We start from the raw sequence: 23,602 nt of genomic DNA, 5'->3' as shown, positions 1-23,602 counted from the left end.
CCCTGGAATCGAAATGCCGCACCGTCGAACGCGCTTTACTGGATGCGGGAATAGGCACCGCACCCGGGGAGCCACGACGGCGGAGTCTGGACCCCGCCGATGGCCGCGTCGGCCCAAACTCAGCGCGTGCGGTTCGCCCGCAGCCCCGCGAGCAGACGCCCGCGCGGTCTGCGCTGCGTCCGCTAGCCCATCGCCTTGCGATGCTCCGGCTGCTCGGTGGTCTGCGCGGCAGCGAGCTGGGTCTGCACCTGGGGGCTGACTTGGGCCTGCCCCGCGACGCTCGCTGCGTCCTGCTCGCGTACCCCGCGCGCCTGATTCTCGCTGACCATCGCGTAGTTCGGACCGGTCGGGCCCTTGCTGCCGTCGAACACGAACAGGTTGCGGTCCGGCTGGCCGTTGGCGTCGACCACGGCGTTGCCGGGCTGGATGCCGGTCACCGTGTCGAAACCTTTGAGCTTCGCGCCCGCATACAAGTTGGCCGCCACCTGATCGTCGGCCATGCCGTGCGTGCGCATCGCCGCGACCACCTGCCCGTACATCGGATCCTCGCGCATGCGTGCGACGTTAGGATCCAGCGCGGCCAGCGCAGTACGCTCGCCGGGCGCATCGGGGGTGTTCAGGCTGACCCGGCTGTCGGTGGACACCGCGCCTGGCGTCGGCAGCTTGGGGCCGATTACATCATCCGGCGACAGGCCGTGCTGGCCCACGCGCACGCGGTCGCTCCATTCCATGTTGCCGCCGCTGTTCATCACCACCAGCTTGCCCTGATCCAACTGCTGCCCGATCAGGTTGGCCAGCTCCTGCGGCGTCGCATTGCGATTGGCCGCGCCGATCTGGTTGCCGATGGAGTTGTTGTACAGGTCCATCGCCTCGCGGTTGGCCCAATTGCCGGGCAAACCCTCGTGCGCGGTGGTGAAGGCCTTGCCCCATTCCGGGCCGTACTCCTGCGCCAGACGCGCGCTCCAGTACGCATGCCGGAACGCGTCGCGATGACCGTCGTTGCCCTGCCACTCGCGCGCACGGTCGGCGGGAACGCCGGCCGGCACCGGATTGTCAGGAAAGCGTCGCTCGCCCTCGGCGAAAGCTTCGCGGGCGATGTCGCGGAACCCGCTCAGCCCCACCAGGCCGCGGTCGCGGGTCAGGCGGTCGAGCAAGGCTCCTTCGGTCTTGGTCATCTCGCGGCCGTCGGTGAACGGGATATCGAACGCACCGAACGCACGCGGGCGATAGGTGATGACCTCATCGTCGGCGACCTGATAGTTCGTCCGGATATCGCTGAGGTTGGGACGTGGATCCGGCATCGCGCTCTCCTTTTCGCTTGCGTTCGTTCGTCGCCGCGCGATCCGCTCCCCGCGATCGGCGGCGGCTGGCCTTATCTGCGCGCCCAGCGGCGCGATGTGACGCGCCCGTCCTGGTAGCGGACCTCGTAATACTCTTCGTCGATGCCGGCGTCGGAGACGCCCAGTTCGTAGATGTCCATGCCGGTCGCGGTGTTGCTGGAGTCGGGCTCGCCCAACACCATGATCACCTCATCGCGGGTCATGCCGTCGGTGATCGCCTTGGCCAGCGCGGGCACCATCGAGCCGCGCCGGTTATCCAGCGGCTTCGCGCCGCGTTGCGATTTCCAGGCAGCCGAATCGAAGTTCGCAGTCTCGTGCATGGCGCAGGCCGATAGTAGGAGGGGGATCAACAGGACGCTTACCCGCACGCGCCGCAGCGCGAGCCGGGCGGTAACCCCAAAGGTGATCGATTGCTTGCGCATGAACCGTCCCTGGAGATGGTTGGCGTCCGGATGGCAAGAGCCTAGCATGGTCGTTTGAGGCCGTCGTGAAAGCAGAAAACCTGCACCTTTACCGCGATTTCGACGCCAATCCTGAGTTGCGACCGCATCCGCGCCACCGGCACCAGATCTTGACCCACCACCGAACCGCGACCGTCGCATGAAGCGTTGTCTGCTGCCCTACCCCTGATCGGATTTTTGCGCCGCCTCCGGCCGCCAGGCCGTCGGCTAGCCTCGGATGCCCGCGGTCGACGCTAGGTGCGTTCGCGCCCAAGGCAGTAGCGCAGATCGCGCACCAGGGTGAACACCATCGCCAGCGCAAACAACAGGTGCAAGGCTCCGATCACCACGGTGCCCCAAGGTCCGGCCCATACGTCCACCAGCGCCGCCGCACCCCAGAAGCCCAGCGGGAACAATGGCAGCACCGGCACCACGCTGACCCCACCCCGCAGCTCCTTGGCGACGCCCTCACGGAGTTCCTTCGCGCGCAACTCGGCGATGGCCGCGAACGCCCAAAGCGACCAGACCGCGAACAGCAGCAGCGGTAGCCACCAGTGGGGGATCGTGATCATAGGACCAGAGCCATCGCGAATGCCCCACTACGCGCCGGGGCGTTCGCGCATCCTAGCGCCCGCCCCCCAAGCGAAACCATCGACCGGCCTACGGTTCGGCGCCGCGCGGCGCCGGCAGGCCGTCCGCGCGGCGCCATTGGCCACATAGACGTCCGCAGCCGAGGTCGATCGACGCGCCCATCCCTGTCGAACACCGCTCGGGGCGTCGCATCATCGGGCGCGGCCTGAGCTAGCCAAGCAAGCAGACTCGGCCTGTCGGTCGACACAGGCCAACGCGAGCACTGCGCTATTGCTCCCTCACTCAAGCGCGAGCTCGCTCCGCAGCGCCCCGACATAGACGCGTCCCACCGGCAGCTCCGCACCGTCGCCCAGCACCAGCCAGTAACGACTGCCCGAGCCGGCATGCAGGGTGCGGACATGGCGCAGGTTGACCAGGTAGGAGCGGTGGCAGCGCACGAAATCGGGCGGCAGCACGCCGGTCAGGCCGGCTAGGGATTTGTCGTGCAATTCGCTGCGGCCGTCGCGCATGCGCAACTCGCTGTAGTCGCCGTCCGCGCGGATCCACACCACGTCGGCCAGTTCGACCAGTGCCGTGCCTTGGGCGCGCCAGATGCCGAGGTAGCGGGCACGGCCGGAGCGATAACGACCGACATCGAGCAGCCGCTCGAGTGCCTGGCCGAGGCGTTCGCGCGAGAACGGTTTGGGAACGAAATCCAGCACGCCGTGCTCGAAAGCCTGCAGCGCGCGTTCGCGATGGGCCGAGACCACAACGCAGTGGTAGCGTCCGGCTACCGCACGCCGCAGCAGTTCGAAACCATCCTCGCCCTCAAGGTTCAGATCCAGCAAGATGCCGTCGTAGACGCTGCGCTGAAGTCTGTCCCCGGCAGATTCCAGGTCCGCAACCGCATCGAAACGCGCACGCGCGCCGGCCAGTTCCGTGCTCAGGCGCAACAGACGCTGGCGCACCAGCGGTTCGTCCTCGACGATCAGGATGCGCATGTCAGCTCGATCCGACCGCACCAATCGGCGCCATCGACGCCCTGGACGAAGCGCCAGCCGTCGGGATAGGCGGTGGCCAGGCTGGCCTCGATATAACGTGTGCCGGTGCCGCGACCGCGGTGCGGCGCCGATCCGCAAGCGCTGCGCAATTCCAGGGTCCAGCGATCGTTCTGGCGATCTACTCGCAATCGGAACGGATGCTGCGCGCAGGCCCCGGTGCCGGCGTGAGTCAGCGCATTCTCGATCTGGGCATGGAGGATGCCCGGCGGCAACGACAAGCGAGTGTCGTCGGCATCGACCTCAAGCGACAGCGGGTGATCGGAGGCCAGACCGACGATATCCAAGTGGCTGCGACACAAGGCCAATTCGTCCTCCAGCGAAACGCTTTGGCGGGTGCTGCTGTCGCGCAGCCGGTCGAACTGCTCGGCCAGCGACTCGACCAGACGGCTGGCGCGCGGCGGCGCCTGCTCGATCAACTCCTGCAGGCAGGTCAAGGTGTTCATGAGCCAGTGCGGATGGATGCCCCGCTGCAACAGCTGCAGAGAAAGCTGGGCGCGCTCTTCGCGCAGCTTCGCATTGTGGCGATCCAAGGCACGCAGCTGCGCGGCGTGGCGCAAGAGCAGGAAGCCCATCAGTATCGCCAGCAACAGGAAATACGGGCCGTCGAGGAAAGCGCCGTGCGCGACCGCCATCGCCAAAGCCCCGGCAAGCACCAGCGCCAGGATCGGTCCACGTTCCTCCTGCGCGCCATGGACGCGCAGCAGCACGCCCGCCGAGGCGAGCAGGCTCAACAGCAGTACCGCAGCGGAACGCGCATCGAAGCCGGGCATGAACGCCGCGACCGCCACCAGCGTCGCCAGATAGGCGATGCGCACGCCCATGGGCACGGACAGGCCGAAGTGGCGCGCCAGGTAGGCCGGTAGCAACATCGCCGCCGCCAGGTGCAAACCCAGCAGAACGAACAGGCGCGGGCCATGCCACGGATAGGCATAGCCCACCAGCGCGCGCCAACCCTCGATCATCGGCAAGGCCAGTCCGACGGCGCAGAGCGCGAGCAGCAGCCGAGCGCCAGGCCTGCGCCGACGGCCGCGCTGGACCGCCAGGAAATACAGATACGCCGCCGCGAGCGCACCGGTGGCGAAGGCGGCAATCAGCCACGGCCGCATGGCCTGGCCGTAGAGCAGCTCAGCGGGAGCCACCACGGCAAAGGCATCGGCACTGAGCAGCCGCAGGCCTTGATGCTGACTGGAAGCGAGCACGACCAGCTCATCCGTCCCGGCCCCGGCCGATGGCGGCAGCACGCGCACAATGTCGAGGCGGCCCGGACGTTCCTCCGCGACCGTGCGGCCCACGATGCCGTTGCCCGCCAACGGCTGACCGTTCCAGTAGAGCCGGCTGGCGCCGCGCAGCGAAAAGCGCAACGCGCGGTCGGCACCGCCCTGCGTCGCCGGCGCGGTCGATCGCCAGCGCAGCCAATAGGGGTCGCGCCAACCCGCAAGCACGCGTTGATCGAGCGGACGCCAATCCGCGTCGGCCGGTGGGCGCTGCGGTAGTTCGCCGGCCGCCGACATCGTCGCGGGCGCCATTTCCCCGGTCAGGATCCGCACCGTCTTCATGTCGGGCTTCGCAACGACCAGCCACGCGGCGACGGCGGCTAGCCACACGACGAGTACGGCCAAGGTGGTGCGCGAGATCTGCATGCCTCCATCTTATCGGCGGCACGGAGACACTGGACAGCCGTTTGGAGCTGTTCGGCGGACCGGCGCAGCCTGGCCGCGGCGTCGAAGCGGATGCTGATCCCGTGGCGAAGGCCACGTCCAGATCCTCTCCCAATCGGAGCTCGCCATGTTCGGAAAATCGCTATTCGTTGTCGGCAAACGCGGTACGCCCCCGCATCGGACCGGACGCCTGGCGGCGCTGTGTATCGCACTGGCCTGCGCATCGCCGGCACTGGCCCGCGATGCGCAGGCGCCGCTGGTGTTCAAGCCCTACGCGATGGAGACCAAGGGCAATGGCACGATCGCGACCGAGGAAGCGTTTCTGGAGGTGCCGCGCAGACACAGCCAGCCCGACGGACCGCGCATCCGTTTGCGCGTGGTGCGCCTGCCCGCGACCGGTGGCGACGGCCGCAGCGCACCCGTGGTCTACCTGGCCGGTGGCCCGGGCGGCTCCGGTTTCGGGACGGCGCTGGGCCCGCGCTGGCCGGTGTTCGACCGTATCCGCCGCGAGACCGATGTGCTGCTGCTCGACCAGCGCGGCACGGACTTTTCGGACATGCCCCCGGAATGCTCGCACGCGCATCGCTTCGACGACGCCCAACCGCTGCAGCGCGAGGCCGCGCTGGTAGCGCTGCGCGCAACCGCCGTCAGCTGCATCTCCGAATGGCGAAAGAGCGGCGTCGACCTGGCCGCCTATACCACGGCCGAAAGCGCCGACGACATCGAATCCCTGAAGCGTGCGATGGGCCTGAAGCGCATCAGCCTATGGGGAATGAGCTATGGCACGCATCTGGCGCTGGCCACCGTGCGCCGACACGGCCCGAGCCTTGAGCGTGTGGTGCTGATGGGCTCCGAGGGGCCTGACGATACGATCAAGTTGCCGTTGGCCGCGGATGCCTTGTTGGCGGATCTGGCCGTCATCGCCAAGAAGGACGGTTTCGACGATCTGCAAGGATCGGCCCGACGCGTGCTGGAAACGCTGCGTCGTCAACCGGCCCAAGGCAGCAGTTCCAAGCACGGCGGCAGAAAAGTCACCATCGGCGAGTACGACGCGAAGCTGGCGATCGCCATTGCGCTGGGCCGGCGCTCCACCCAGCGGATGCTGCCGCTGATGTTGCGCGAAGCCGAAGCTGGCGACTATGGCCTGCTGGCGAGCTTCGTCCTGATGGTGCGCGAGGAACTGGGCGGATTCCGGGCCATGCCGCTGGCGATGGATGTGGCATCCGGCCAGAGTCCCCAGCGCCGCGCCCTGGTCGAGGCACAGGCGCGCGAAAGCATGCTCGGCGACGCCTTGAACTTCCCGTTCCCGGAACTCGCCGACGGCCTAGGACTCGTCGATCTGGGGGAGGCATTCCGCGGGCCGCTGCGTAGCGATGTGCCCGTGCTTTTCGTCAGCGGCACGCTGGACGGCCGCACACCGCACGCCAACGCGCAGGCGCTGCGGCCTGGCTTCAGCCAGGGCAAGGAATTGCTGGTTCGCGGCGCCAGCCATGACAACGAGCTGTGGCTGGGCAACGCGGGCATCGCCGAGAGCATCGCCAACTTCCTCGCCGGCCGACCGGTCGCCGATCAAGTGCTGGACGTGCCGTTGCCGGTGTTCATCACCAGCAAGTCCGAGCTGTAAGCGTTCGAAGCGCCGCCGGGACAGCCTGGCGGCGTTGAACGCACTCCAAAGCGAAGACGACACGAATGTTGCTCAAGCGCTGTCCAGTCGGAACTCGCAATGGCTGCAGGAACTTCTGGCCCGCCGATCGCAGACCAATGGCTGCCCGCTTGCTCTCTGTGGGAGCGACGTGAGTCGCGATTGAAGCTTCGGCCGCCAGCGCAGCCACTCCGGATGTCAGTCGCTCGCGTCGCTCCCACAGAAGGCGCGACCGCAGCGGTGAGAGCGGACTCTGCCTTGGGCCGCCAGGCGTGAACGGCTCGGTCAAGCGGCCGGCGGCGGGGCGGCATTCACCGCCCACTGCGCGGCGAACGCGCGCTGATAGGCGGGCCGCGCTTCGCCGCGGGCCACATAGGCGGCCAGGCTCGGGAACTCGTCGAGCAAGCCCGACGGCCTCAGCCGCAGCAGCACCGACACCATCATCAGGTCGCCCGCACTGAACGCACCGTCGAGCCAGTCGGCATCGCCCAGCCGCGCCGCCAGCTGCACCAGCCGGGCGCGGATACGGTCCATCACCAGCGGCAGCCGTTCCTGCGCCCAGGGCTTGTCGCCTTCCTGGAACTTGACGACGACGATATCGAGGATCGGCGGTTCGACGGTATTGAGCGCGGCGAACATCCAGGCGATCGCGCGCGCCCGCGCATTGGCGTCGTCCGGCAGCAGGCCCGGCCGGCTTTGGGCGAGATGGAGGACGATCGCGCCGGTTTCGAACAGGACGAGGTCGTCCTCCTCCAAGGTGGGAATCTGGCCGAAGGGATGCAGGCGCAGGTGCGCGGGCTCCTTCATGTCGCGGAACGACACCAGGCGAACCTCGTAAGGCTGCCCCACTTCCTCCAGCGCCCAGCGCACGCGCGTGTCGCGCGCCAGGCCCTTGCCCCCGTCGGGCGATCGTTCGAAGGCGGTAATGGTGACGGTCATCGGCGTGCTCCTGGTGGCATGGGGGAGATTTGGCTGCTTACACCATGGCGACGAACAGGCAGACCCGAATTCGACATGAGCCCGGGAAGGATTTCGCACACATCGGCCCTCAGCTTCGACCTGGACCGCCCTCGCCCCGCGATAGTACGGTGAGGACGCCTGGGCGCCGGTGAGCGGCGACTCGGCCGTTGACCTTGAGTCTGAGCCGCTGGACTATCGATCCGTGCCCCGCTCCCATCAGCAATCGACGCCGGCGTCGCCCATCCGTCCTTCCCGGCGCGATTCAACCCAGCTCCAGGAGACCTCATGACCATCAAGCGCATGGACAACATCGGCATCGTGGTGGACGACCTCGACGCCGCCATCGAGTTCTACACCGAACTGGGCCTGGAGCTCGAAGGGCGTGCTCCCATCGAAGGGCCTTGGGCGGACGGCGTCACCGGCCTGCGCGACATGCGCGTCGAGATGGCCATGATGCGCACGCCGGACGGCCACAGCCGGCTCGAACTCTCCCGATTCCTCGCGCCGCCTGTAATCGCCGATCACCGCAACGCTCCGGTGAACGCCCTCGGGTATCTGCGCGTCATGTTCACTGTGGTGGACATCGACGACACGCTCGCCCGGCTGCGCAAACGCGGCGCGACGCTGGTCGGCGAAGTGGTCCGGTACCAGGACGTGTATCGGCTTTGCTACATCCGGGGGCCCGAGGGGATACTCATCGGGCTTGCGCAAGAGCTCGGGCGATAGAAGCCGGTCGAATGCCAAATCGAGCGATCTTGAAGCGGCGTCAATCGGCACGGCCCTGCTGAGCGCGATACCTGGCACTAGTTCCGACCGCAAGGCCCCGCCGGTCATGCGCAGCTTCGGGCATGCCGCACGCAAGCCTCGCGCGACAAGCCTAATCGCCGGACCGTACAAGACCTGGCCGGGCGCGGTCTCACGCGGCAGTTAGTCGCCAGCCGCTGTGGCAGGCGTCGTCGTGTACTCCACGCAAGACCGCGGTTCAAGCCATGCGCGCTTCGGAACCGATCGTCAGGCGCCGTTGTCACGGTCGTTGCGGTACTGATCGCTGATGCGGGGTCCGGCCAGGGCCTGAGCATGCCGCTTCTTTTCGCGAGAGACGCTGAAACAAGTGCCGGCGATGGCGACGACGAGCACGATGGGCCAGACGAGGACCCCAACGATTTGGCCTGCCCGGTAGGACGAGTCGACGTCCGTCCCCATCATGCCTCCGATGACGCCACCGGCGATCACGCCGACTATGGCCGCGGCGAAGAACCACTTTACGAACGCAAGCAATGCGTGCCCCATCACAGCCCCCGTCGGCGTGGAATACGGGGGGAAGTCTGGTCTCGACGGAGGAAACGTGTCAATGCGATGGATTTGGCACAGGAGCTGTGCGAAAGCCAGTGGCCGCCGAACGGGGAATAGGCGTTGAAGTCGGCCTTTAGAAAGTAGCCCCCACCCTGCCCCCTGTTTCGGCGATGCCGAACTGGCGCGTGGGCGGATTAACAGTCCGCCGCCCCCTCGGACCGGCGGACTCATTTGCGAAGCCCCTACCCCACTGGTTAGCATCCTTGCGCGGTGCCGATGGGGACAGCCACAGCACACCCGGCACCGTAGGGCTTTCAAAACTACGCATACAGGGGGATGTATGAATCGGATTTTGATCGTAACGGCCTTGGGGTTGGCCGTGTTTTCCGGACAGGCTGCGGCGGGTGAGCCGGTGTACGGCGTCGACAAGGACCTCGGCGTCGCTCTGGAAAAGAGCGTCGCCGCCGTCGAGAAAGCCGCCATCGCGCACGGCACCTGCGTATCCGCCTATCCGTCGCTCGACACCTGTGAGGAGTCGGCGAAGTTCGCGGGCTATTTCCAGTGCAAGGCCATCCGCGCCAACCACAAGGGCAGCTGCGCCAACAAGCCTTCGGACCTGGACAATCTGATCAAGGCGGCGAACGGCCTGAGCGGCCCGGCCGCCAAAGCCTTCTTGGCGGGAGGCCAGTGATGAACGCCAGAAAGCCGAAGGCGATCGCACCGCTCCTCTTGGGGACACTGCTAGCGCTGTCATTGCCAGCCTATGCCGGCGTCGTCGTGACCGGCGATGGCGCTACGCTGGAAGAAGCGATGGCCGCCGCCACCCGCAATGTCGAGGCCGCCGCCAAAGCGGCGAAGCGCTGCGTGAGTACGTACCCGAAGCTCGATACCTGCGTGCAGTTGGAGAACGGGATGTTCCGCTGTCGCGGGGTTCGCGCCAAGCACAAGGGCAGTTGCAACTAGGCGCCACGCGCGCCAGCTCTGCTCCAGGCCCATCGTTGGATTTGCAGCGGCTCGGTCACAGCCTTGACCGAGCCGCTTTTGTTTCGCCCCAATGCCAACCCGCCGCGGGCCAGGTACGCCGACGCGAAGCGTTCCATGAGGCAGTAGGCATCGCGCAAGGACACGAGGCGATCGAAGGCGTGATCTGTCAGTGCGGGTGGGAGCATAGGGTGGGCCTACGAAGCTTTTGAAGGCGACGGTTTCTCGAACGCATCATCCACATCCGATGAGACGGGCTCGCAGATATGTTTCGCCGCGTCGCCCAGGGCGTTCATGGCGTACTGCATCGCGGCGGCGGCCTGATCGGCCGGCTTCGGTGCGACGAACGAGAGGCGGATCTTCACTATCCTGCTGGGCGACTCGCCTATCCACAGAACGGAGCCGACGTCCTCGTTCTCCTTGGTCCACCGGTAGAGCCCCAACTGCCCAGGGGCGGGGTGACCCGCCAAGACGATCTGCGCAAAGTTGCGCGTAACGATTTCCATGCCTGGATGCGCCGCCACGATTTCGGTTTCGGCCCCTCTGAATTCCGTTTCCACGCTGGCGGACCGCGATTTGTCCATGAGGTATACCGTCAGCGCGGTCCGGTAGGGGCGCGCGTTATAGCCGAAAATTTTCCCCAGGCGATCCCGGCGCAGCGCGTCGTGATCCTCTTTCGAGAAGCTGAAGGCCTCCAGATCGCCGATGCGCGCAGGAAAGCACGCGCTTGGAACCGGCTCCGATTTGGCTTCGCCCACGAACGTCACACCGGCCGCGCCACACATGGCGAACGCCATTACCCAACGTCTCATCGCTTCCCCCCGACTTTTCATGCATTGACAGGCATCTCGCCCGCGTCAGCGACGATCAACCTCTACTGCAGGACACCTGCACTTCGCCCTGCGCGTCCATCGAACCCAACGGGATCGTGACCATGCTCTGCCCGTCGAACCGGAGGATGCGCTTTGTATCCGAGTTCTTGCGGGCTCTCATGGCATCCAGTGTGGCCTGCCCATGGGCGACCGTGAACGCGGGATGGTCGGAGGAAAGGAACTTCGACGAGTTGAACCGTACTTCGATCAAGTCGCCTTGCAGCGACCAGGTGCCGGTGTTGCGGGTTTCGGTGCGGATTTGCAGGCCTTCGCGGGTGTAGGTGACGAAGCTGTGCTCGGTGAAGTAGCCGTTGTCGGAGTAGACGCGGCGGTCGATGGTCGAAGCCGAGAGGTCGGGGCCGGGTGTTTCGTAAGGGCCGCAGGTCCAGGCGCCGACGATGTCGGGGGCCTGGGGAGCGGCTAACACTGCGAGAGGGAGCGTCAGCCCTAGCGTGAACGACAGGAATCGAAAACGCATGGGGGCTCCTGGATGGATTGGGTGGTGCGTTCTGGGAGTGTAGCGACAGGGTGATGCGATTGGCGGCGGCGCGGGGGTTGTGAAAGTTCCGAGGCGGGCCTGAGGCTCGTCTTTAGGTTTAGGCGGAAGGTGGGGCAAGAGCAAATCCTCCCCAGCCCTCCTTTTTCAAAGGAGGGGGCTAGAAGCGCCAAGCGGGGGGTCGGTGTTTTTGCGGCAGGTGGGGTTCGTGGTCGCGGCTTGCGCCGCTCCTACCCGGAGGTCGGGAGGGGCAGGACCGGGACACCTACCTTTGGGCCCGACTTTGTTGCTCCCCTTCCGCACCGGCACCCCATCTGCCGGGCTGAGCTTTTCTGATCATCCCGCCGTCAACCCGCTCCCGAACGCTGGATCCTCAGAGGGCGTTCCACTGGGGCCGACTTTCCGGTGCCGTACTCGAAGCGCAGTTCGCGCATGCCGTCCTTCACGTCGGGCAGGAGCGGCTCCGCGCTGGCACACCCGTCGTAAAGCCGCCCCTGTAGCGACAGGGCAATGGCCTGCGTATCGGCCGCCGTGGGATGCGACGGGTCGCGCGCGACGACGCGGCCGGGCAGTACCCATGCCACCGCTACGCCGTTGAGCGACGAAGTGACCAGCGCCTTCTCCGGCGGTTTCGCATCCTTGGCCAGGGCTTCGATCGGCGGCGGCGACCAGCAGTTGCCTGTGCTGCTGATCTGCAGCCGCGGCAGCATGCTCTGCGCGAACTGTTCCAGATCCTGGCGCAGTTGGGCGCGCGTGTGCTTCGCTGCTTCGGCGCTGTAGCGAAACTTGATGGCGTACATGCGGTCGACGGCGAACATCATCGCCGAGCTGAGCGCCTTGCCGTCGCGCACATAGGCGAAGTCGACGGCGTAGACGGTGATGTCATCGGCCTTTGCGCCGTGCGTGGCCTTGCCCTTGGCTCTTGCTTGGATCGGCACAGCAAATGCCTTCAACGCCGTCATGTCCTGCGGACCCGTCATCGTCTTTCCCCAAGCATCGAGCAGGTTCTGGCGCTCGACGCCGGCCATCTGCGCAACTTCCGCGTCGGTCAGCACGCCGACCGGGTAAAAGTAGACGTCGATCCAACCCTGTTTGTCACCCGCCCGCTGGAAGCGAACGGAGGCGCCGGCTTCCTGCGTGTCGTAGCGCTGTTCGCCCCGCATCTCCCACCCCTCGACCTTGAGGGGATATACCACGTGCGATTCACGCAGGAAGCCGCCTAGGAACGGCTGCTTGGACGGTCTGGACGCATCGACAGGGCCGTCGGTAGCGGAGGCGCTGTCGCATTTCTTCTCCACGATCGGTGCCAAATACGCACGTAACCTGCCCGCGTCCCGCTTCGCGATCAGCGCGTCGAGGTGGGGCGCCCTCGCCTTCGCGTCCTTGGCGAGGAACGCGGCATACGCGCGCAGCGTGCTTTCGACCGCGGCGACCTGTTTCGACAACTCATCGGATTTCGCGCCGTTTTCGACTTGGAACGCGGCGTTTCCGTAAATCGACTGCAGCAACAATTCACTGGTATTGGGTACCGTGTCCCCGTCCGATTTGACGAGATCGAGTACGTCGCAAACATTGACGACGTAATCGGGCGTCTCGTCCGCCCATTTCGTCAGCCATTGGCGGAGTTCACGCGCCTCGGCGCTATCAGGCGATGTCTCAAGTGCGCGCGTGTAGCGCACGACCCTGGCGGCATCCGATTCCAGCGGCGCGGCGGTTGCGGCAGTCGGCGTCTGCGCGCCAACGACCGCGGACACGAAAAGCAACGAAAATGTCAGCCCGACGTCCAGAACGGCGCTGCGCACTACCCGTGATGCCATTTTTTTAGTCCTTTCCGTCGCGCGTTGCGACCCCCTACCAGAAGGTTATCAGCGGATACGCCGCTGTAAGCTTCGGCCCACAGCATCGACATTCGCATCGTCGCGCAGCACCAAAAAAAAGGGCTTGCAGGCCGAGATCGCGCTGCAAGCCCTTGATTTTTATGGTGCCGGAAATAGGAATCGAACCTACGACCTACGCATTACGAATGCGCCGCTCTACCAACTGAGCTATTCCGGCGGTGTTGCGGGCCCTGGCCTTGCGGCGTGGGCGTCCGCGGGCAGGCCGCGGGGGTGTGAATTGTAGGGTTGGGCACCGGGGCGGGTCAATTCAGCCGGGCCGTAAGGCGCCCTGCCCGCTCCCGGCCTCAGCCGACCAGGCGCAGGCGCAGTTCCTTGGGCAGGGCGAAGACCATGTCCTCGGGCTCGCCGTCGAGCTCGTTGACGCGCTGCGCGCCGAGTTCGCGCAGGCGCTCGATGACGCCGCGCACCAGCACTTCCGGGGCGGAGGCGCCGGCGGTGATGCCGATGCGCTTGCGGCCCTTGACCCATTCCGGGTCGATCTCGACGGCGCCGTCGATCAGGTAGGCTTCCACGCCCTCGCGCTCGGACAGCTCGCGCAGGCGGTTGGAGTTGGAGCTGTTGGGCGAACCGACCACCAGCACCAGGTCGCACTTTGCGGCCAGTTCGCGCACGGCGTCCTGGCGGTTCTGGGTGGCGTAGCAGATGTCGTCGTGGCGCGGGCCCTGGATGGCCGGGTACTTGGCGCGCATGGCTTCGATCACGCTGCGGGTGTCGTCCACCGACAGCGTGGTCTGGGTGGTGTAGGCCAGGTTCTCGGGCTGGTCGACGTCGAGCGCGGCGACGTCGTCGGCGTCCTCGACCAGGTAGATGCGGCCGGAGCCGGCTTCGCGCCGCCACTGGCCCATCGTGCCTTCGACTTCGGGATGGCCTTCGTGGCCGATCAGGATCACGTCGCGGCCAGCGCGGCAGTGGCGCGAGACTTCCAGGTGGACCTTGGTGACCAGCGGGCAGGTCGCGTCGAACACTTTCAGGCCGCGGCGCTCGGCTTCCTCGCGCACGGCCTTGGACACGCCGTGGGCGCTGAAGATCACGGTGGCGCCGTCGGGCACTTCGTCGAGCTCTTCGACGAAGATCGCGCCGCGGTGCTTGAGGTCGTCGACCACGAAGCGGTTGTGCACGACTTCGTGGCGCACGTAGATGGGCGCGCCCAGGGTCTCGATCGCGCGTTTGACGATCTCGATCGCGCGGTCGACGCCGGCGCAGAAACCGCGGGGATTGGCGAGCAGGACGTCCATGGGCCGATTGTACTCCTGCCCTAGCCCTTGGGCTTGGCCGGGGGTGTCGCGAACAGGCCGACCAGGGCGATCCCGACCGCGCCGGCCACGATCGCCGAGTCGGCCAGGTTGAAGGCCGGCCAGTAGTGCTCCTGCCAATGCCACTGGATGAAGTCGACCACGTGGCCGTGCAGCAGGCGGTCGATGACGTTGCCCAGGGCGCCACCGATCACCAGCGCGTAGGGCAGCGCGGTCTTCCAGTCGCCGCGCGCGGTGCGCCGCAGCCAGGCCGCGAGCAGGCCGCTGATGGCCACCGCCAGCACCACGAAGAAGTACTTCTGCCAGCCGCCGGCGTCGCTGAGGAAGCTGAAGGCGGCGCCGGTGTTGTAGGTGCGGTACCAGTTCCAGACGCCTTCGATGACCGGGATGGCGGTGTATTCGGGCAGCGAGGACAGCACCCAGGCCTTGCTGAGCTGGTCGAGCACGATCACCGCGACCGAGACGATCAGCCAGGGCAGCGCGTTCTTGCTGGGGAGTTGCGACATCGTGTTGCGCTCCTGGTTCCGGCGGGGCCGGAAGCCCGGTGAAGAGGTCCGCGGGGGACCCGGTGATTCGGCTACCGCTCCGCATCGGGTCGACGCGGAGCGGATGAGGGACGAGGGTTCAGAACCAGCGACGGTCCTCGCCCGCGCCGGCGACGTTGTCTACGCAGCGGCCGCACAGTTCCGGATGCGTGGGGTCGCTACCGACGTCGGCGCGGTAGTGCCAGCAGCGCACGCACTTGCTCTTGGCGGTCGGCGCGGCGGTCACCGCGATGTCCTTGATCGCGTCGTCGGCGACGATTTCGACGTCGCCGCTGATGAACAGGAAGCGCAGCTCGTCGGCGAACGGCGCCAGCCAGTTCTGGTCGGCGACGCCGCAACGCAGTGCGATCTCGGCCTCGAGCGCGGCGCCGATCTTGCCTTCGGCGCGCATCGGTTCCAGGGTCTTGCTGACGTCGTCGCGCAGGGCCAGCAGGCGGGCGAAGTCCTCGGCCGACAGCGGCGCCTCGTCGGACAGCAGCGCCAGGCCGTCGTACCAGGTGGTGAACAGCACGTTGCCTTCGCGCGCGCCCTGCTCGGTGTTGGCCGGCAGGTGGCGCCACATCTCGTCGGCGGTGTAGGCCAGGATCGGCGCGATCCAGCGCACGAAGGCCTCGGCGATGCGGTACATCGCGCTCTGCGCCGAACGGCGGCCGCGCGAGTTCTCCTGCATGGTGTACAGGCGGTCCTTGGTCACGTCCAGGTACAGCGAGCCCAGGTCGACGCTGCAGAAGTTAGACAACGCCTGCACGATCTCGGCGAAGTCGTAACGCTCGTAGGCGGCGGCGATGCGGTCCTGCAGCTCGGCCGCGCGGTGCACGATCCAGCGGTCCAGGGCGACCATATCGCCCAGCGCGACCAGATCGCGCGCGGGGTCGAAGCCGCTGAGGTTGCCGAGCAGGAAGCGCGCGGTGTTGCGGATGCGGCGGTAGACGTCGGCGTTCTGCTTGAGGATCTTGTCGGAGACCGTCATCTCGTTGCGGAACTCGGTCGAGGCCACCCACAGGCGCAGCACGTCGGCGCCCAGGGTGTCGGTGACCTTGTCCGGCGCGAGCGCGTTGAACATCGACTTCGACATCTTCTTGCCGTGTTCGTCGACGGTGAAGCCGTGGGTCAGCACCTGCCGGTACGGCGCCACGCCGTCCATCGCCACGCCGCTGAGCAGCGCGCTGTGGAACCAGCCGCGGTGCTGGTCGGAGCCTTCCAGGTACAGGTCGGCGGGCTTATGCAGGCCGTCCTGCGGACGCTGCGCGAGCACGCACTCGTGGCTGGTGCCGGAGTCGAACCAGACGTCGAGGATGTCGTTGACCTTCTCGTAGTCCGCGGCTTCGTCGCCCAGCAGTTGTTCGGCGGTCATCGCGTACCAGGCATCGGTGCCCTCGCGTTCGACCGCGTCGGCGACCTGACGCATGATCTCGCCGGTGCGCGGATGCGGCAGCCCGGTCTCGCGATGGAAGAACAGCGCGATCGGCACGCCCCAATAGCGCTGGCGCGAGATCGTCCAGTCCGGACGGCCCTCGATCATGTTGTAGATGCGCGCCTCGCCCCAACCCGGCACCCAGGACACGCCGCCGATCGCGGCCAGCGCGTCGCGGCGCAGGCCGGCCTGCTCCATCGAGATGAACCACTGCGGGGTGGCGCGGAACACCACCGGCGTCTTGTGCCGCCAGCAATGCGGGTAGCTGTGCTTGATGCGGCCGGCGGCGAGGAGCGCGCCGCGCGCGCGCAGCACCTCGACGATCAGCGGATCGATCTTGAAGATGTGCTGGCCGGCCAGCGCATGGCCGTCGGCCGGCGGCGTCGACGGCAGGTACAGGCCGCGCGCGTCGACCGGATTGATCTGGGCGGCGCTGTAGCGCTCGACCAGGCCGTACTTCAGGCCGACCGCGTAGTCCTCCTGGCCGTGACCGGGCGCGGTGTGGACCGCGCCGGTGCCGGCGTCGACGGTGACGTGGTCGCCCAGCAGCACCGGGATCTCGCGCTCGTAGAACGGATGCTGCAGGCGCAGGCCCTCGAAGGCGACGCCCGGCTGCGGGCCCCACTCGCTCGCCTGCACGCTCGCGCCCTGCTTCAGCGCGTCGCGGTTGGCCAGCGTGGTCAAGAAACCCGCGGTGAGGTCGTGCGCGACCAGCAGGTATTCGGGGCGCTGAGCGCCCTCGCGGAACAGGCCTTCCGTGCCCGCCTCCAGCTTGACCAGCATGTAGTTCACTTCCGGACCCAGCGTGACCGCCAGGCTGGCCGGCAGCGTCCACGGCGTGGTGGTCCAGATCGGCACCGACAGCGGCGCGCCGTCGTCGGCGAGGCCGAAGGCGTCGAACACGCGCTTGCGGTCCAGCACCGGATAACGCACGTAGATTTCGGTGGATTCCTTGTCCTGGTACTCGATCTCGGCCTCGGCCAGCGCCGAGCCGCAGTCGAAGCACCAGTGCACCGGCTTGGAGCCGCGCACCAGGTGGCCGCGATCGACGATCTTGGCCAGCGAACGCATGATGTCCGCCTCGTAGCGGAAATCCATGGTGCGGTAGGGGTGATCCCAATCGCCGGTCACGCCCAGGCGCTTGAAGCCGCGGCGCTGGATGTCGATCTGGCTGGTCGCGTACTCGCGGCACTTGGCGCGGAATTCGGCGGCGTCGAGCACGCGTCCGTCGACGGTGCTGCCGACCTTGCCGAATTCCTTCTCGACCTTGTGCTCGATCGGCAGGCCGTGGCAGTCCCAGCCCGGCACGTAGGGCGCATCGAACCCGGCCAGCAGCTTGGACTTGACCACGATGTCCTTGAGCACCTTGTTGACCGCGTGGCCGACATGGATCTCGCCGTTCGCGTACGGCGGGCCGTCGTGCAGCACGAAGCTGCGCTCGCGGCCGCCGGTCTTCTCGCGAATTCGCTGATACAGGCCTTCGCTCTCCCAGCGCGCCAGGGTTTCCGGCTCGCGCTTGGGCAGATCGCCACGCATCGGGAAATCGGTCGCCGGCAGCAGCAGGCTGGCCTTGTAGGCGTTGCCGGGGGCGGGTTGGCTGGGGTCGTTGGTCACAGCGGGTCTCAGGCAGTTTTCTCGGCCGCGTCGGCGGCCCGAGCTGGCGACGTAGACGCACGTCGAGGGTCGTGGTGCGGAAGTTCGGTGTGCATCGGTTGCAGCGAGCGGCGCTGCGCGTCCAGCACCAGCAGCTCGCGCGCCTGGGCGGCGTCGCGGTGCATCTGCTGGGTCAGCGAAGCCAGATCGGGGAACTTGAGCTCGGCGCGCAGGTGGGCGACGAACTCGACCTCGATGCGACGACCGTACAGGTCGCCGTCGAAGTCGAACAGATGCGCTTCCAGCAGCGGTTCGACGCCGTCCACGGTCGGACGCGTGCCCAGGCTGGACACCGACGCGCGCGGACGCTCGCCGACACCGTGCACCCAGGTCGCGTAGATCCCCGACAAGGCCGGGGTCTTGCCGCCGAAGCGCAGGTTGGCGGTCGGGAAACCCAGGGTGCGGCCGAGCTGCTGGCCGCGCACCACGCGCCCGCCGATCGCATAGGGCCGCCCGAGCAGGCCGGCGGCGGCGGCGAAGTCGCCGGCCAGCAGCGCGGCGCGGATGCGGGTGCTGGAGACGCGTTCGCCGTCGTGGTGCACGGGCTCGATCTCGTGCGCCTCGAAGCCGCACTCCTCGCCGAGCCGTCGCAGCACGCCGATGTCGCCGCCACGGGCCTTGCCGAAACGGAACTCGGGGCCGACCCAAACCTCGCGCGCGCCCAGGCGCTCGACCAGCACCCGGCGCACGAAGGTCTCGGCGTCCAGGCCGCTGAGGCGGGCGTTGAAACGCAGCAGGCCGACCTGATCGGCGTCCAGCGCGAGCAGGCCCTCGGCCTTGGCGCGCGGCAGCAGCAGGCGCGGTGGCGGCGCCGACGGGGCGAAGAATTCGCGCGGCAGCGGCTCGAAGCTCAAGGCCACCGCCGGCACGCCCAGCGCGTGCGCACGCGCGACCGTGTGGCGCACCAGCGCGCGATGCCCGAGGTGCAGGCCATCGAAGGCGCCGATGCAGACCACACTGCCGTGCGGGCAACGGGGCCCGCCCTCGACGTCACGAAACAGCCTGCTCATGGGATTGCGTGGGGGACCGGCTCGAAAGGAGCGTTCAAAAGGATGAATCAGGAAGTATAGCCGGCGCGGACGACTCTCAAGCCGCCTGCGCCGGACTCAGTGCCCGCGCAGGTCGCGCGGGCGGATGCCCTGCAGCCACAGCATCGCGGCGTAGACCGCGCCGCCGGCGCCCACCGTCACCGCGAGCTTCCAGCCGCGCTCCCACCACGGCCACGCGGTCCAGCCCTGCCACAGCCACAACAGGGCCAGCACCACCGCGCTCATCGCCACTGCGGCCACGCCGATCTGACGCAGGAAGCGGCCCCAGCCGGGCTGGCGCGCATACACCCGCGCGCGCCGCAGGTACCAGGCCAGTTGCAGCGCGTTGACCCAGCCGGCGATCGCGATCGCCAGCGCCAGGCAGGCATGCGCGCCGGGCACGTAGCCCAGGGCTTCGCGCAGATGCCCGCCGCTGCGCAGCAGCGCGGCCTGGCCGGCCTCGGTGAAGTACAGCGCGCTCAGCAACAGGGCCACGGTCGCGACCAGGTTCACGATCACCGACACCACCGCCGATTTCACCGGGGTCTTGGTGTCCTGACGCGAATAGAAGGCCGGCGCCAGCACCTTCACCAGCAGGAACGCCGGCACCGCGGTGGACTGCGCCATCAGGCTCAGGCGGATCATCTCGGTGTCGGTGGCGCTGAGGCGGCCATACTGGAACAGGGTCGCGATCAAGGCCTCGGCACACAACACCAGGCCCAGGCAGGCCGGAATGCCGATCAGCAGGCACAGCCGGAAACCCCAATCCAGCCCCTTGGAAAAGCCCTGCGGATCGGTCGCGGCGTGGCGCTTGGACAAATGCGGCAGGATCACGGTGCCGATCGCGACGCCGAACATGCCCAGCGGGAATTCCAGCAGGCGGTCGGTCAGATACAGCCAGGTCACGCTGCCGGCGATCAGGAACGAAGCCAGCGCGGTGTTGAGCAGCAGATTGAGCTGAGCCACCGAGGAGCCGAACAGGGTCGGCACCATCAACCGCATGATCTTGCGCACGCCCGCGTGCGCCCCGCCCCAGCGCGGCCGCGGCAGCAGGCCCAGCTTGGACAGCGCCGGCAACTGGAACACCAGTTGCAGGATGCCCGCCACGAACACGCCCCAGGCCAACGCCAGCACCGGCTCCAGGCCCAGCGGCCGCATCAGCGGCACCGCGCACACCGCGGCGGCGATCATCGACAGGTTCAGCAGCACCGGCGACAACGCCGGAATCGCGAAGCGCTCGTAGCTGTTCAGCACCCCGCCGACCAGCGAGGCCAGGGAGATGAACAAGGCGTACGGGAAGGTGATCTGCAACATCTGGGTGGCCAGGCGGTACTGCTCGGTGCCCGGCTCGAAGCCCGGCGCGAACAGCTGCATCACCCAGGGTGCGGCCAGCACCACCGCCGCGGTCAGCACCAGCAGGGCGGCGGCCAGGGTGCCGGTGACCCGGTCGACCAGTTCCTTGACCGCGGCGTGGTCCTGCTTTTCCTTGTACTCGGCCAACACCGGCACGAAGGCCATCGAGAACGAGCCCTCGGCCGAGAGCCGGCGCAGGAAATTCGGGATCCGGAACGCGATGAAGAACGCGTCCATGGCCGGGCTGGCGCCGAATTGCCAGGCGTAGACCTGGTCGCGGACCAGGCCGGAGACCCGCGAAATCAGGGTCATGGCGCTGAAAACCACCGAGGACCGCAGCAAACCGGCCTTGCTCATCGCCCGCCCCCGGCCATTCCCGCGGCGGCGCCTGCCCAGTTGACGCAAGTCACTGAATCGGCCATACTTTTGGGTCTGATTTTCCGCAATTGCATTTTTGCACCCAGTTCCATCACAGCTTTCAACCAAATTTTCCAGGAAACCACCCGTGGCAAACATCAAGTCCGCCAAGAAGCGCGCCAAGCAGACGGTCGTCCGCAATGCCCGTAACGCCAGCCAGCGTTCGATGCTGCGTACCGCCGTGAAGAAGGTGCTGAAGGCCCTCGGCGAGAACGACGCCGCCGGTGCCAAGTCCGCGTTCGACGTCGCTCAGCCGATCCTCGACCGCTTCAGCTCCCGTGGCCTGATCCACAAGAACAAGGCCGCGCGCCATAAGAGCCGCCTGTCGGCCCGCATCAAGGCGCTGTCCGCCGCCTGATTGCGACGCGACTGCGGTTAGCGCCGCAGCAGCATGCGAAAACCCGGCTTCGGCCGGGTTTTTGCTTTTTGCGGGCAGGCGATTCACGACGCACGCGGCCGCGCTTGCGGAAACATTCGCGACGGAGCTTGCGCAGCGTGCATGTTGAGGCATGCAGCGCATCGTCGGCGCCGCGCGTGAAGCGAGCAAGAAGCGTTGCGCGCCGTCGCCTCGCGCGGCGACGGCGCGGCCGGCGATGCGCGCGGCCAAGTGCGGCGCGCGACGAGCGCCGCTTAGGGTCGAAATTGAACGCCGAGCCCGCGGCTCAGGGCGCATGTTCGCCGGCGGCGTTCGCGGCTTCCAGCGCCTCTTCGCGCTGACGGTCGAAGAAGGCCATCACGTCCAGCATGATCGGCCAGGTGCCGTCGCGGCCGATCGCCGAGACCAGGTACCAGCGGTCCTTCCAACCCAGTTCGTCGACGATCGCCTGCGCCGCGGCCTGCTGCTCTTCTTCCAGCAGCAGGTCGGCCTTGTTGAGCACCAGCCAGCGCGGCTTGGCCAGCAGCTCGGGATCGTGCTTGGCCAGTTCGCGCTCGATCGCGCGCACCTGCTCGGCCGGGCTCACGCCCTCCACCCCGCCTTCCATCGGTGCGATGTCGACCAGGTGCAGCAGCAGACGTGTGCGCTGCAGATGGCGCAGGAACTGCGCGCCCAGGCCGGCGCCGTCGGCGGCGCCTTCGATCAGGCCCGGAATGTCGGCGATCACGAAGCTGCGGTGCGCTTCCACGCTGACCACGCCCAGATTCGGATACAGGGTGGTGAACGGATAGTCGGCGACCTTGGGCGTGGCCGCCGAGACCGCGCGGATCAGGGTGCTCTTGCCCGCGTTCGGGAAGCCGAGCAGGCCGACGTCGGCCAGCAGCTTGAGTTCGAGCTTGAGTTCGCGCTGCTCGCCCGGCAGACCCGGCAGGGCCTTGCGCGGGGTGCGGTTGGTCGAACTCTTGAAATGCATGTTGCCCAGGCCGCCCTTGCCGCCGCGCGCGACCAGCAAACGGTCGCCGCTGGTGGTCAGGTCGCCGATCACCTCGTCGGTCTCGACGTTGGTGACCACGGTGCCGACCGGGACCACGATGACCAGATCGTCGCCGCCCTTGCCGTAGGCCTGCCGGCCCATGCCGTTCTCGCCACGCTGGGCGCGGAACTGCTTCTGGTGGCGGAAATCGACCAGGGTGTTGACGTTCTCGTCGGCGACCAGCCAGACGCTGCCGCCAGCACCGCCGTCGCCGCCGTCCGGCCCGCCCAGCGGGATGAACTTCTCGCGACGGAAGCCGATGCAGCCGTTGCCGCCGTTACCGGCGATGACTTGGATTTCTGCTTCGTCGACGAGTTTCATAGGAGCCGGGATTTGTGATTCGGGATTTGGGATTGGGGATTCGTAGAGCAAAAACGGGGCCACTGAGGATTGTAGCGGGAGCGGGAAATCCGGATTTTCGCTGTTGCGAATCCCGAATCCCGAATCCCCAATCCCGGCTTAGAAACGAAAAGCCCCGCCGAAGCGGGGCCCTTCGCGTACCGCGCGTCGCGCTTAGGCGACGACGCTGACGGTGCGACGCTTCTTCGGACCCTTGGTCGAGAACTCGACCTTGCCGTCGACCAGCGCGAACAGGGTGTGGTCGCGGCCGAGGCCGACGCCGGCGCCCGGATGGAACTGGGTGCCGCGCTGACGCACGATGATGTTGCCGGCCTCGATGGCCTGGCCACCGTAGATCTTCACGCCCAGGTACTTCGGGTTGGAGTCGCGGCCGTTGCGGGTAGAACCTACGCCCTTTTTGTGTGCCATGGCTGCTGCTCCTTACTTGTTGTCGCCACCGGCGATGCCGGTGATCTCGATTTCGGTGTAGTGCTGACGGTGGCCCATCTGCTTGCGATGGTGCTTACGACGGCGGAACTTGACGATGCGCACCTTGTCGGCGCGGCCGTGGCCGACGACCTTGGCGGTGACGCTGGCGCCCTTGAGCGCGTCGCCGAGCTTCACACCTTCGCCATCGCCCAGCATCAGGACGGTGTCAAACTTGATCTCGCTGCCGGCTTCGACATCGAGCAGCTCGACGCGGAGCGTCTCGCCTTGCATCACGCGGTATTGCTTACCGCCGGTGACCAGTACTGCGTACATGACCGGTATTCCTCTGTAGTTATTTTGGTCGCTGCCGCACCCAATAGCGGGCGGACAGAAGCGGAATTGTAGGTGCTTCAGCGGGTTAGGGCAACTATCCCGGTCCGCCGGACGGCACTGCCCCCGCCCCCGGGGCCGCCTGTCGCGGCCTTAACGCGTCTCATGCTGTAGTGAGCACGCTACGAAGGACCCCGTGGCCGCCCTTCCCCACGGGATCG

The 23,602-nt window shown here is 67.2% G+C and carries 23 protein-coding genes and 1 tRNA gene; 5 read left to right on the top strand and 19 right to left on the bottom strand.

The window, feature by feature from the left end; translation table 11 throughout:
- Nucleotides 1-182 precede the first annotated feature (182 nt).
- The 5 genes from ASE35_RS18250 to ASE35_RS18230 form a co-directional block, all read right to left on the bottom strand.
- On the bottom strand, nucleotides 183-1,301 hold the full coding sequence (locus tag ASE35_RS18250) for a hypothetical protein (protein ID WP_057164703.1): 1,119 nt from the start codon (nucleotides 1,299-1,301) through the stop codon (nucleotides 183-185).
- A gap of 71 nt (nucleotides 1,302-1,372) precedes the next feature.
- Nucleotides 1,373-1,762, bottom strand: a complete 390-nt coding sequence (locus ASE35_RS18245; RefSeq protein WP_157489556.1) for a hypothetical protein — start codon at nucleotides 1,760-1,762, stop codon at nucleotides 1,373-1,375.
- Between the two features lie 272 nt (nucleotides 1,763-2,034).
- Entirely contained in the window at nucleotides 2,035-2,352 is a 318-nt protein-coding gene (locus ASE35_RS18240; protein ID WP_057164701.1) for a hypothetical protein, read from the bottom strand.
- A 297-nt stretch (nucleotides 2,353-2,649) separates the two neighbouring features.
- On the bottom strand, nucleotides 2,650-3,351 hold the full coding sequence (locus tag ASE35_RS18235; RefSeq protein ID WP_057159608.1) for a LytTR family DNA-binding domain-containing protein: 702 nt from the start codon (nucleotides 3,349-3,351) through the stop codon (nucleotides 2,650-2,652).
- Nucleotides 3,339-5,051, bottom strand: a complete 1,713-nt coding sequence (locus tag ASE35_RS18230; RefSeq protein ID WP_057164700.1) for a sensor histidine kinase — start codon at nucleotides 5,049-5,051, stop codon at nucleotides 3,339-3,341. The genes ASE35_RS18235 and ASE35_RS18230 overlap by 13 nt, the downstream gene beginning before the upstream one ends.
- 145 nt (nucleotides 5,052-5,196) lie before the next feature.
- Between ASE35_RS18230 and ASE35_RS18225 the strand changes: the two genes are divergently transcribed.
- Nucleotides 5,197-6,693, top strand: coding sequence for an alpha/beta hydrolase (locus ASE35_RS18225; protein ID WP_082611357.1), 1,497 nt, complete (start codon nucleotides 5,197-5,199; stop codon nucleotides 6,691-6,693).
- A gap of 303 nt (nucleotides 6,694-6,996) precedes the next feature.
- On the opposite strand, the gene ASE35_RS18220 is transcribed toward ASE35_RS18225, so the two are convergent.
- Nucleotides 6,997-7,650 (bottom strand): glutathione S-transferase family protein, encoded by a 654-nt coding sequence (locus ASE35_RS18220; protein WP_057164699.1) that lies wholly within the window; start codon nucleotides 7,648-7,650, stop codon nucleotides 6,997-6,999.
- Between the two features lie 306 nt (nucleotides 7,651-7,956).
- Between ASE35_RS18220 and ASE35_RS18215 the strand changes: the two genes are divergently transcribed.
- Entirely contained in the window at nucleotides 7,957-8,397 is a 441-nt protein-coding gene (locus ASE35_RS18215) for a VOC family protein (protein WP_057164698.1), read from the top strand.
- Between the two features lie 285 nt (nucleotides 8,398-8,682).
- Here the strand turns inward: ASE35_RS18215 and ASE35_RS18210 are convergent, their stop codons facing one another.
- A complete protein-coding gene (locus tag ASE35_RS18210) occupies nucleotides 8,683-8,961 on the bottom strand; it encodes a hypothetical protein (RefSeq protein ID WP_056175908.1) in 279 nt (92 codons plus the stop codon).
- A gap of 343 nt (nucleotides 8,962-9,304) precedes the next feature.
- On the opposite strand from ASE35_RS18210, the gene ASE35_RS18205 reads away from it, so the two are divergent.
- Both ASE35_RS18205 and ASE35_RS18200 read left to right on the top strand, forming a co-directional pair.
- A complete protein-coding gene (locus tag ASE35_RS18205; RefSeq protein ID WP_157489555.1) occupies nucleotides 9,305-9,655 on the top strand; it encodes a hypothetical protein in 351 nt (116 codons plus the stop codon).
- Nucleotides 9,655-9,927, top strand: coding sequence for a hypothetical protein (locus tag ASE35_RS18200; RefSeq protein ID WP_057159611.1), 273 nt, complete (start codon nucleotides 9,655-9,657; stop codon nucleotides 9,925-9,927). Before ASE35_RS18205 ends, ASE35_RS18200 begins: the two co-directional genes overlap by 1 nt.
- Before the next feature lie 215 nt (nucleotides 9,928-10,142).
- On the opposite strand, the gene ASE35_RS18195 is transcribed toward ASE35_RS18200, so the two are convergent.
- The 9 genes from ASE35_RS18195 to murJ all read right to left on the bottom strand — a co-directional run bounded on the left by ASE35_RS18195 (nucleotide 10,143) and on the right by murJ (nucleotide 20,814).
- Entirely contained in the window at nucleotides 10,143-10,742 is a 600-nt protein-coding gene (locus ASE35_RS18195; RefSeq protein ID WP_057164697.1) for a hypothetical protein, read from the bottom strand.
- Between the two features lie 70 nt (nucleotides 10,743-10,812).
- Nucleotides 10,813-11,295 (bottom strand): hypothetical protein, encoded by a 483-nt coding sequence (locus tag ASE35_RS18190; RefSeq protein ID WP_057164696.1) that lies wholly within the window; start codon nucleotides 11,293-11,295, stop codon nucleotides 10,813-10,815.
- Between the two features lie 365 nt (nucleotides 11,296-11,660).
- Nucleotides 11,661-13,130 (bottom strand): hypothetical protein, encoded by a 1,470-nt coding sequence (locus ASE35_RS18185; RefSeq protein WP_157489554.1) that lies wholly within the window; start codon nucleotides 13,128-13,130, stop codon nucleotides 11,661-11,663.
- Between the two features lie 162 nt (nucleotides 13,131-13,292).
- Nucleotides 13,293-13,368, bottom strand: a tRNA-Thr gene (locus tag ASE35_RS18180).
- 127 nt (nucleotides 13,369-13,495) lie between these two features.
- Nucleotides 13,496-14,446 carry a 4-hydroxy-3-methylbut-2-enyl diphosphate reductase gene (gene ispH, locus ASE35_RS18175; protein WP_056175923.1) on the bottom strand — a complete coding sequence of 317 codons (951 nt, stop codon included), beginning with the start codon at nucleotides 14,444-14,446 and terminating at the stop codon, nucleotides 13,496-13,498.
- Nucleotides 14,447-14,466: 20 nt separating this feature from the next.
- On the bottom strand, nucleotides 14,467-14,970 hold the full coding sequence (lspA, locus tag ASE35_RS18170) for a signal peptidase II (protein ID WP_057164694.1): 504 nt from the start codon (nucleotides 14,968-14,970) through the stop codon (nucleotides 14,467-14,469).
- Nucleotides 14,971-15,088: 118 nt separating this feature from the next.
- Nucleotides 15,089-17,959, bottom strand: coding sequence for an isoleucine--tRNA ligase (gene ileS, locus ASE35_RS18165; RefSeq protein WP_057164727.1), 2,871 nt, complete (start codon nucleotides 17,957-17,959; stop codon nucleotides 15,089-15,091).
- Between the two features lie 86 nt (nucleotides 17,960-18,045).
- Nucleotides 18,046-19,086 (bottom strand): bifunctional riboflavin kinase/FAD synthetase, encoded by a 1,041-nt coding sequence (locus ASE35_RS18160; protein WP_057159614.1) that lies wholly within the window; start codon nucleotides 19,084-19,086, stop codon nucleotides 18,046-18,048.
- A 96-nt stretch (nucleotides 19,087-19,182) separates the two neighbouring features.
- Entirely contained in the window at nucleotides 19,183-20,814 is a 1,632-nt protein-coding gene (gene murJ / locus ASE35_RS18155; RefSeq protein WP_057164693.1) for a murein biosynthesis integral membrane protein MurJ, read from the bottom strand.
- 148 nt (nucleotides 20,815-20,962) lie between these two features.
- On the opposite strand from murJ, the gene rpsT reads away from it, so the two are divergent.
- Nucleotides 20,963-21,232 (top strand): 30S ribosomal protein S20, encoded by a 270-nt coding sequence (rpsT, locus tag ASE35_RS18150; protein ID WP_056175933.1) that lies wholly within the window; start codon nucleotides 20,963-20,965, stop codon nucleotides 21,230-21,232.
- Between the two features lie 304 nt (nucleotides 21,233-21,536).
- Here rpsT and cgtA read toward each other — a convergent pair whose 3' ends face one another.
- The 3 genes from cgtA to rplU form a co-directional block, all read right to left on the bottom strand.
- A complete protein-coding gene (gene cgtA / locus ASE35_RS18145) occupies nucleotides 21,537-22,604 on the bottom strand; it encodes an Obg family GTPase CgtA (protein ID WP_056175936.1) in 1,068 nt (355 codons plus the stop codon).
- Nucleotides 22,605-22,796: 192 nt separating this feature from the next.
- Nucleotides 22,797-23,051 carry a 50S ribosomal protein L27 gene (rpmA, locus tag ASE35_RS18140; RefSeq protein ID WP_056175940.1) on the bottom strand — a complete coding sequence of 85 codons (255 nt, stop codon included), beginning with the start codon at nucleotides 23,049-23,051 and terminating at the stop codon, nucleotides 22,797-22,799.
- A 12-nt stretch (nucleotides 23,052-23,063) separates the two neighbouring features.
- The gene (gene rplU, locus ASE35_RS18135) at nucleotides 23,064-23,384 is read right to left on the bottom strand and encodes a 50S ribosomal protein L21 (protein WP_036113830.1); all 321 of its coding nucleotides are present in this window, start codon (nucleotides 23,382-23,384) and stop codon (nucleotides 23,064-23,066) included.
- Nucleotides 23,385-23,602 lie beyond the last annotated feature (218 nt).

Source organism: Lysobacter sp. Root916, from assembly GCF_001429785.1.
Taxonomy (GTDB): domain Bacteria; phylum Pseudomonadota; class Gammaproteobacteria; order Xanthomonadales; family Xanthomonadaceae; genus Lysobacter.
Note: the sequence above shows the minus strand (reverse complement) of the source record. Positions and strands in the feature narration are given on the sequence as shown.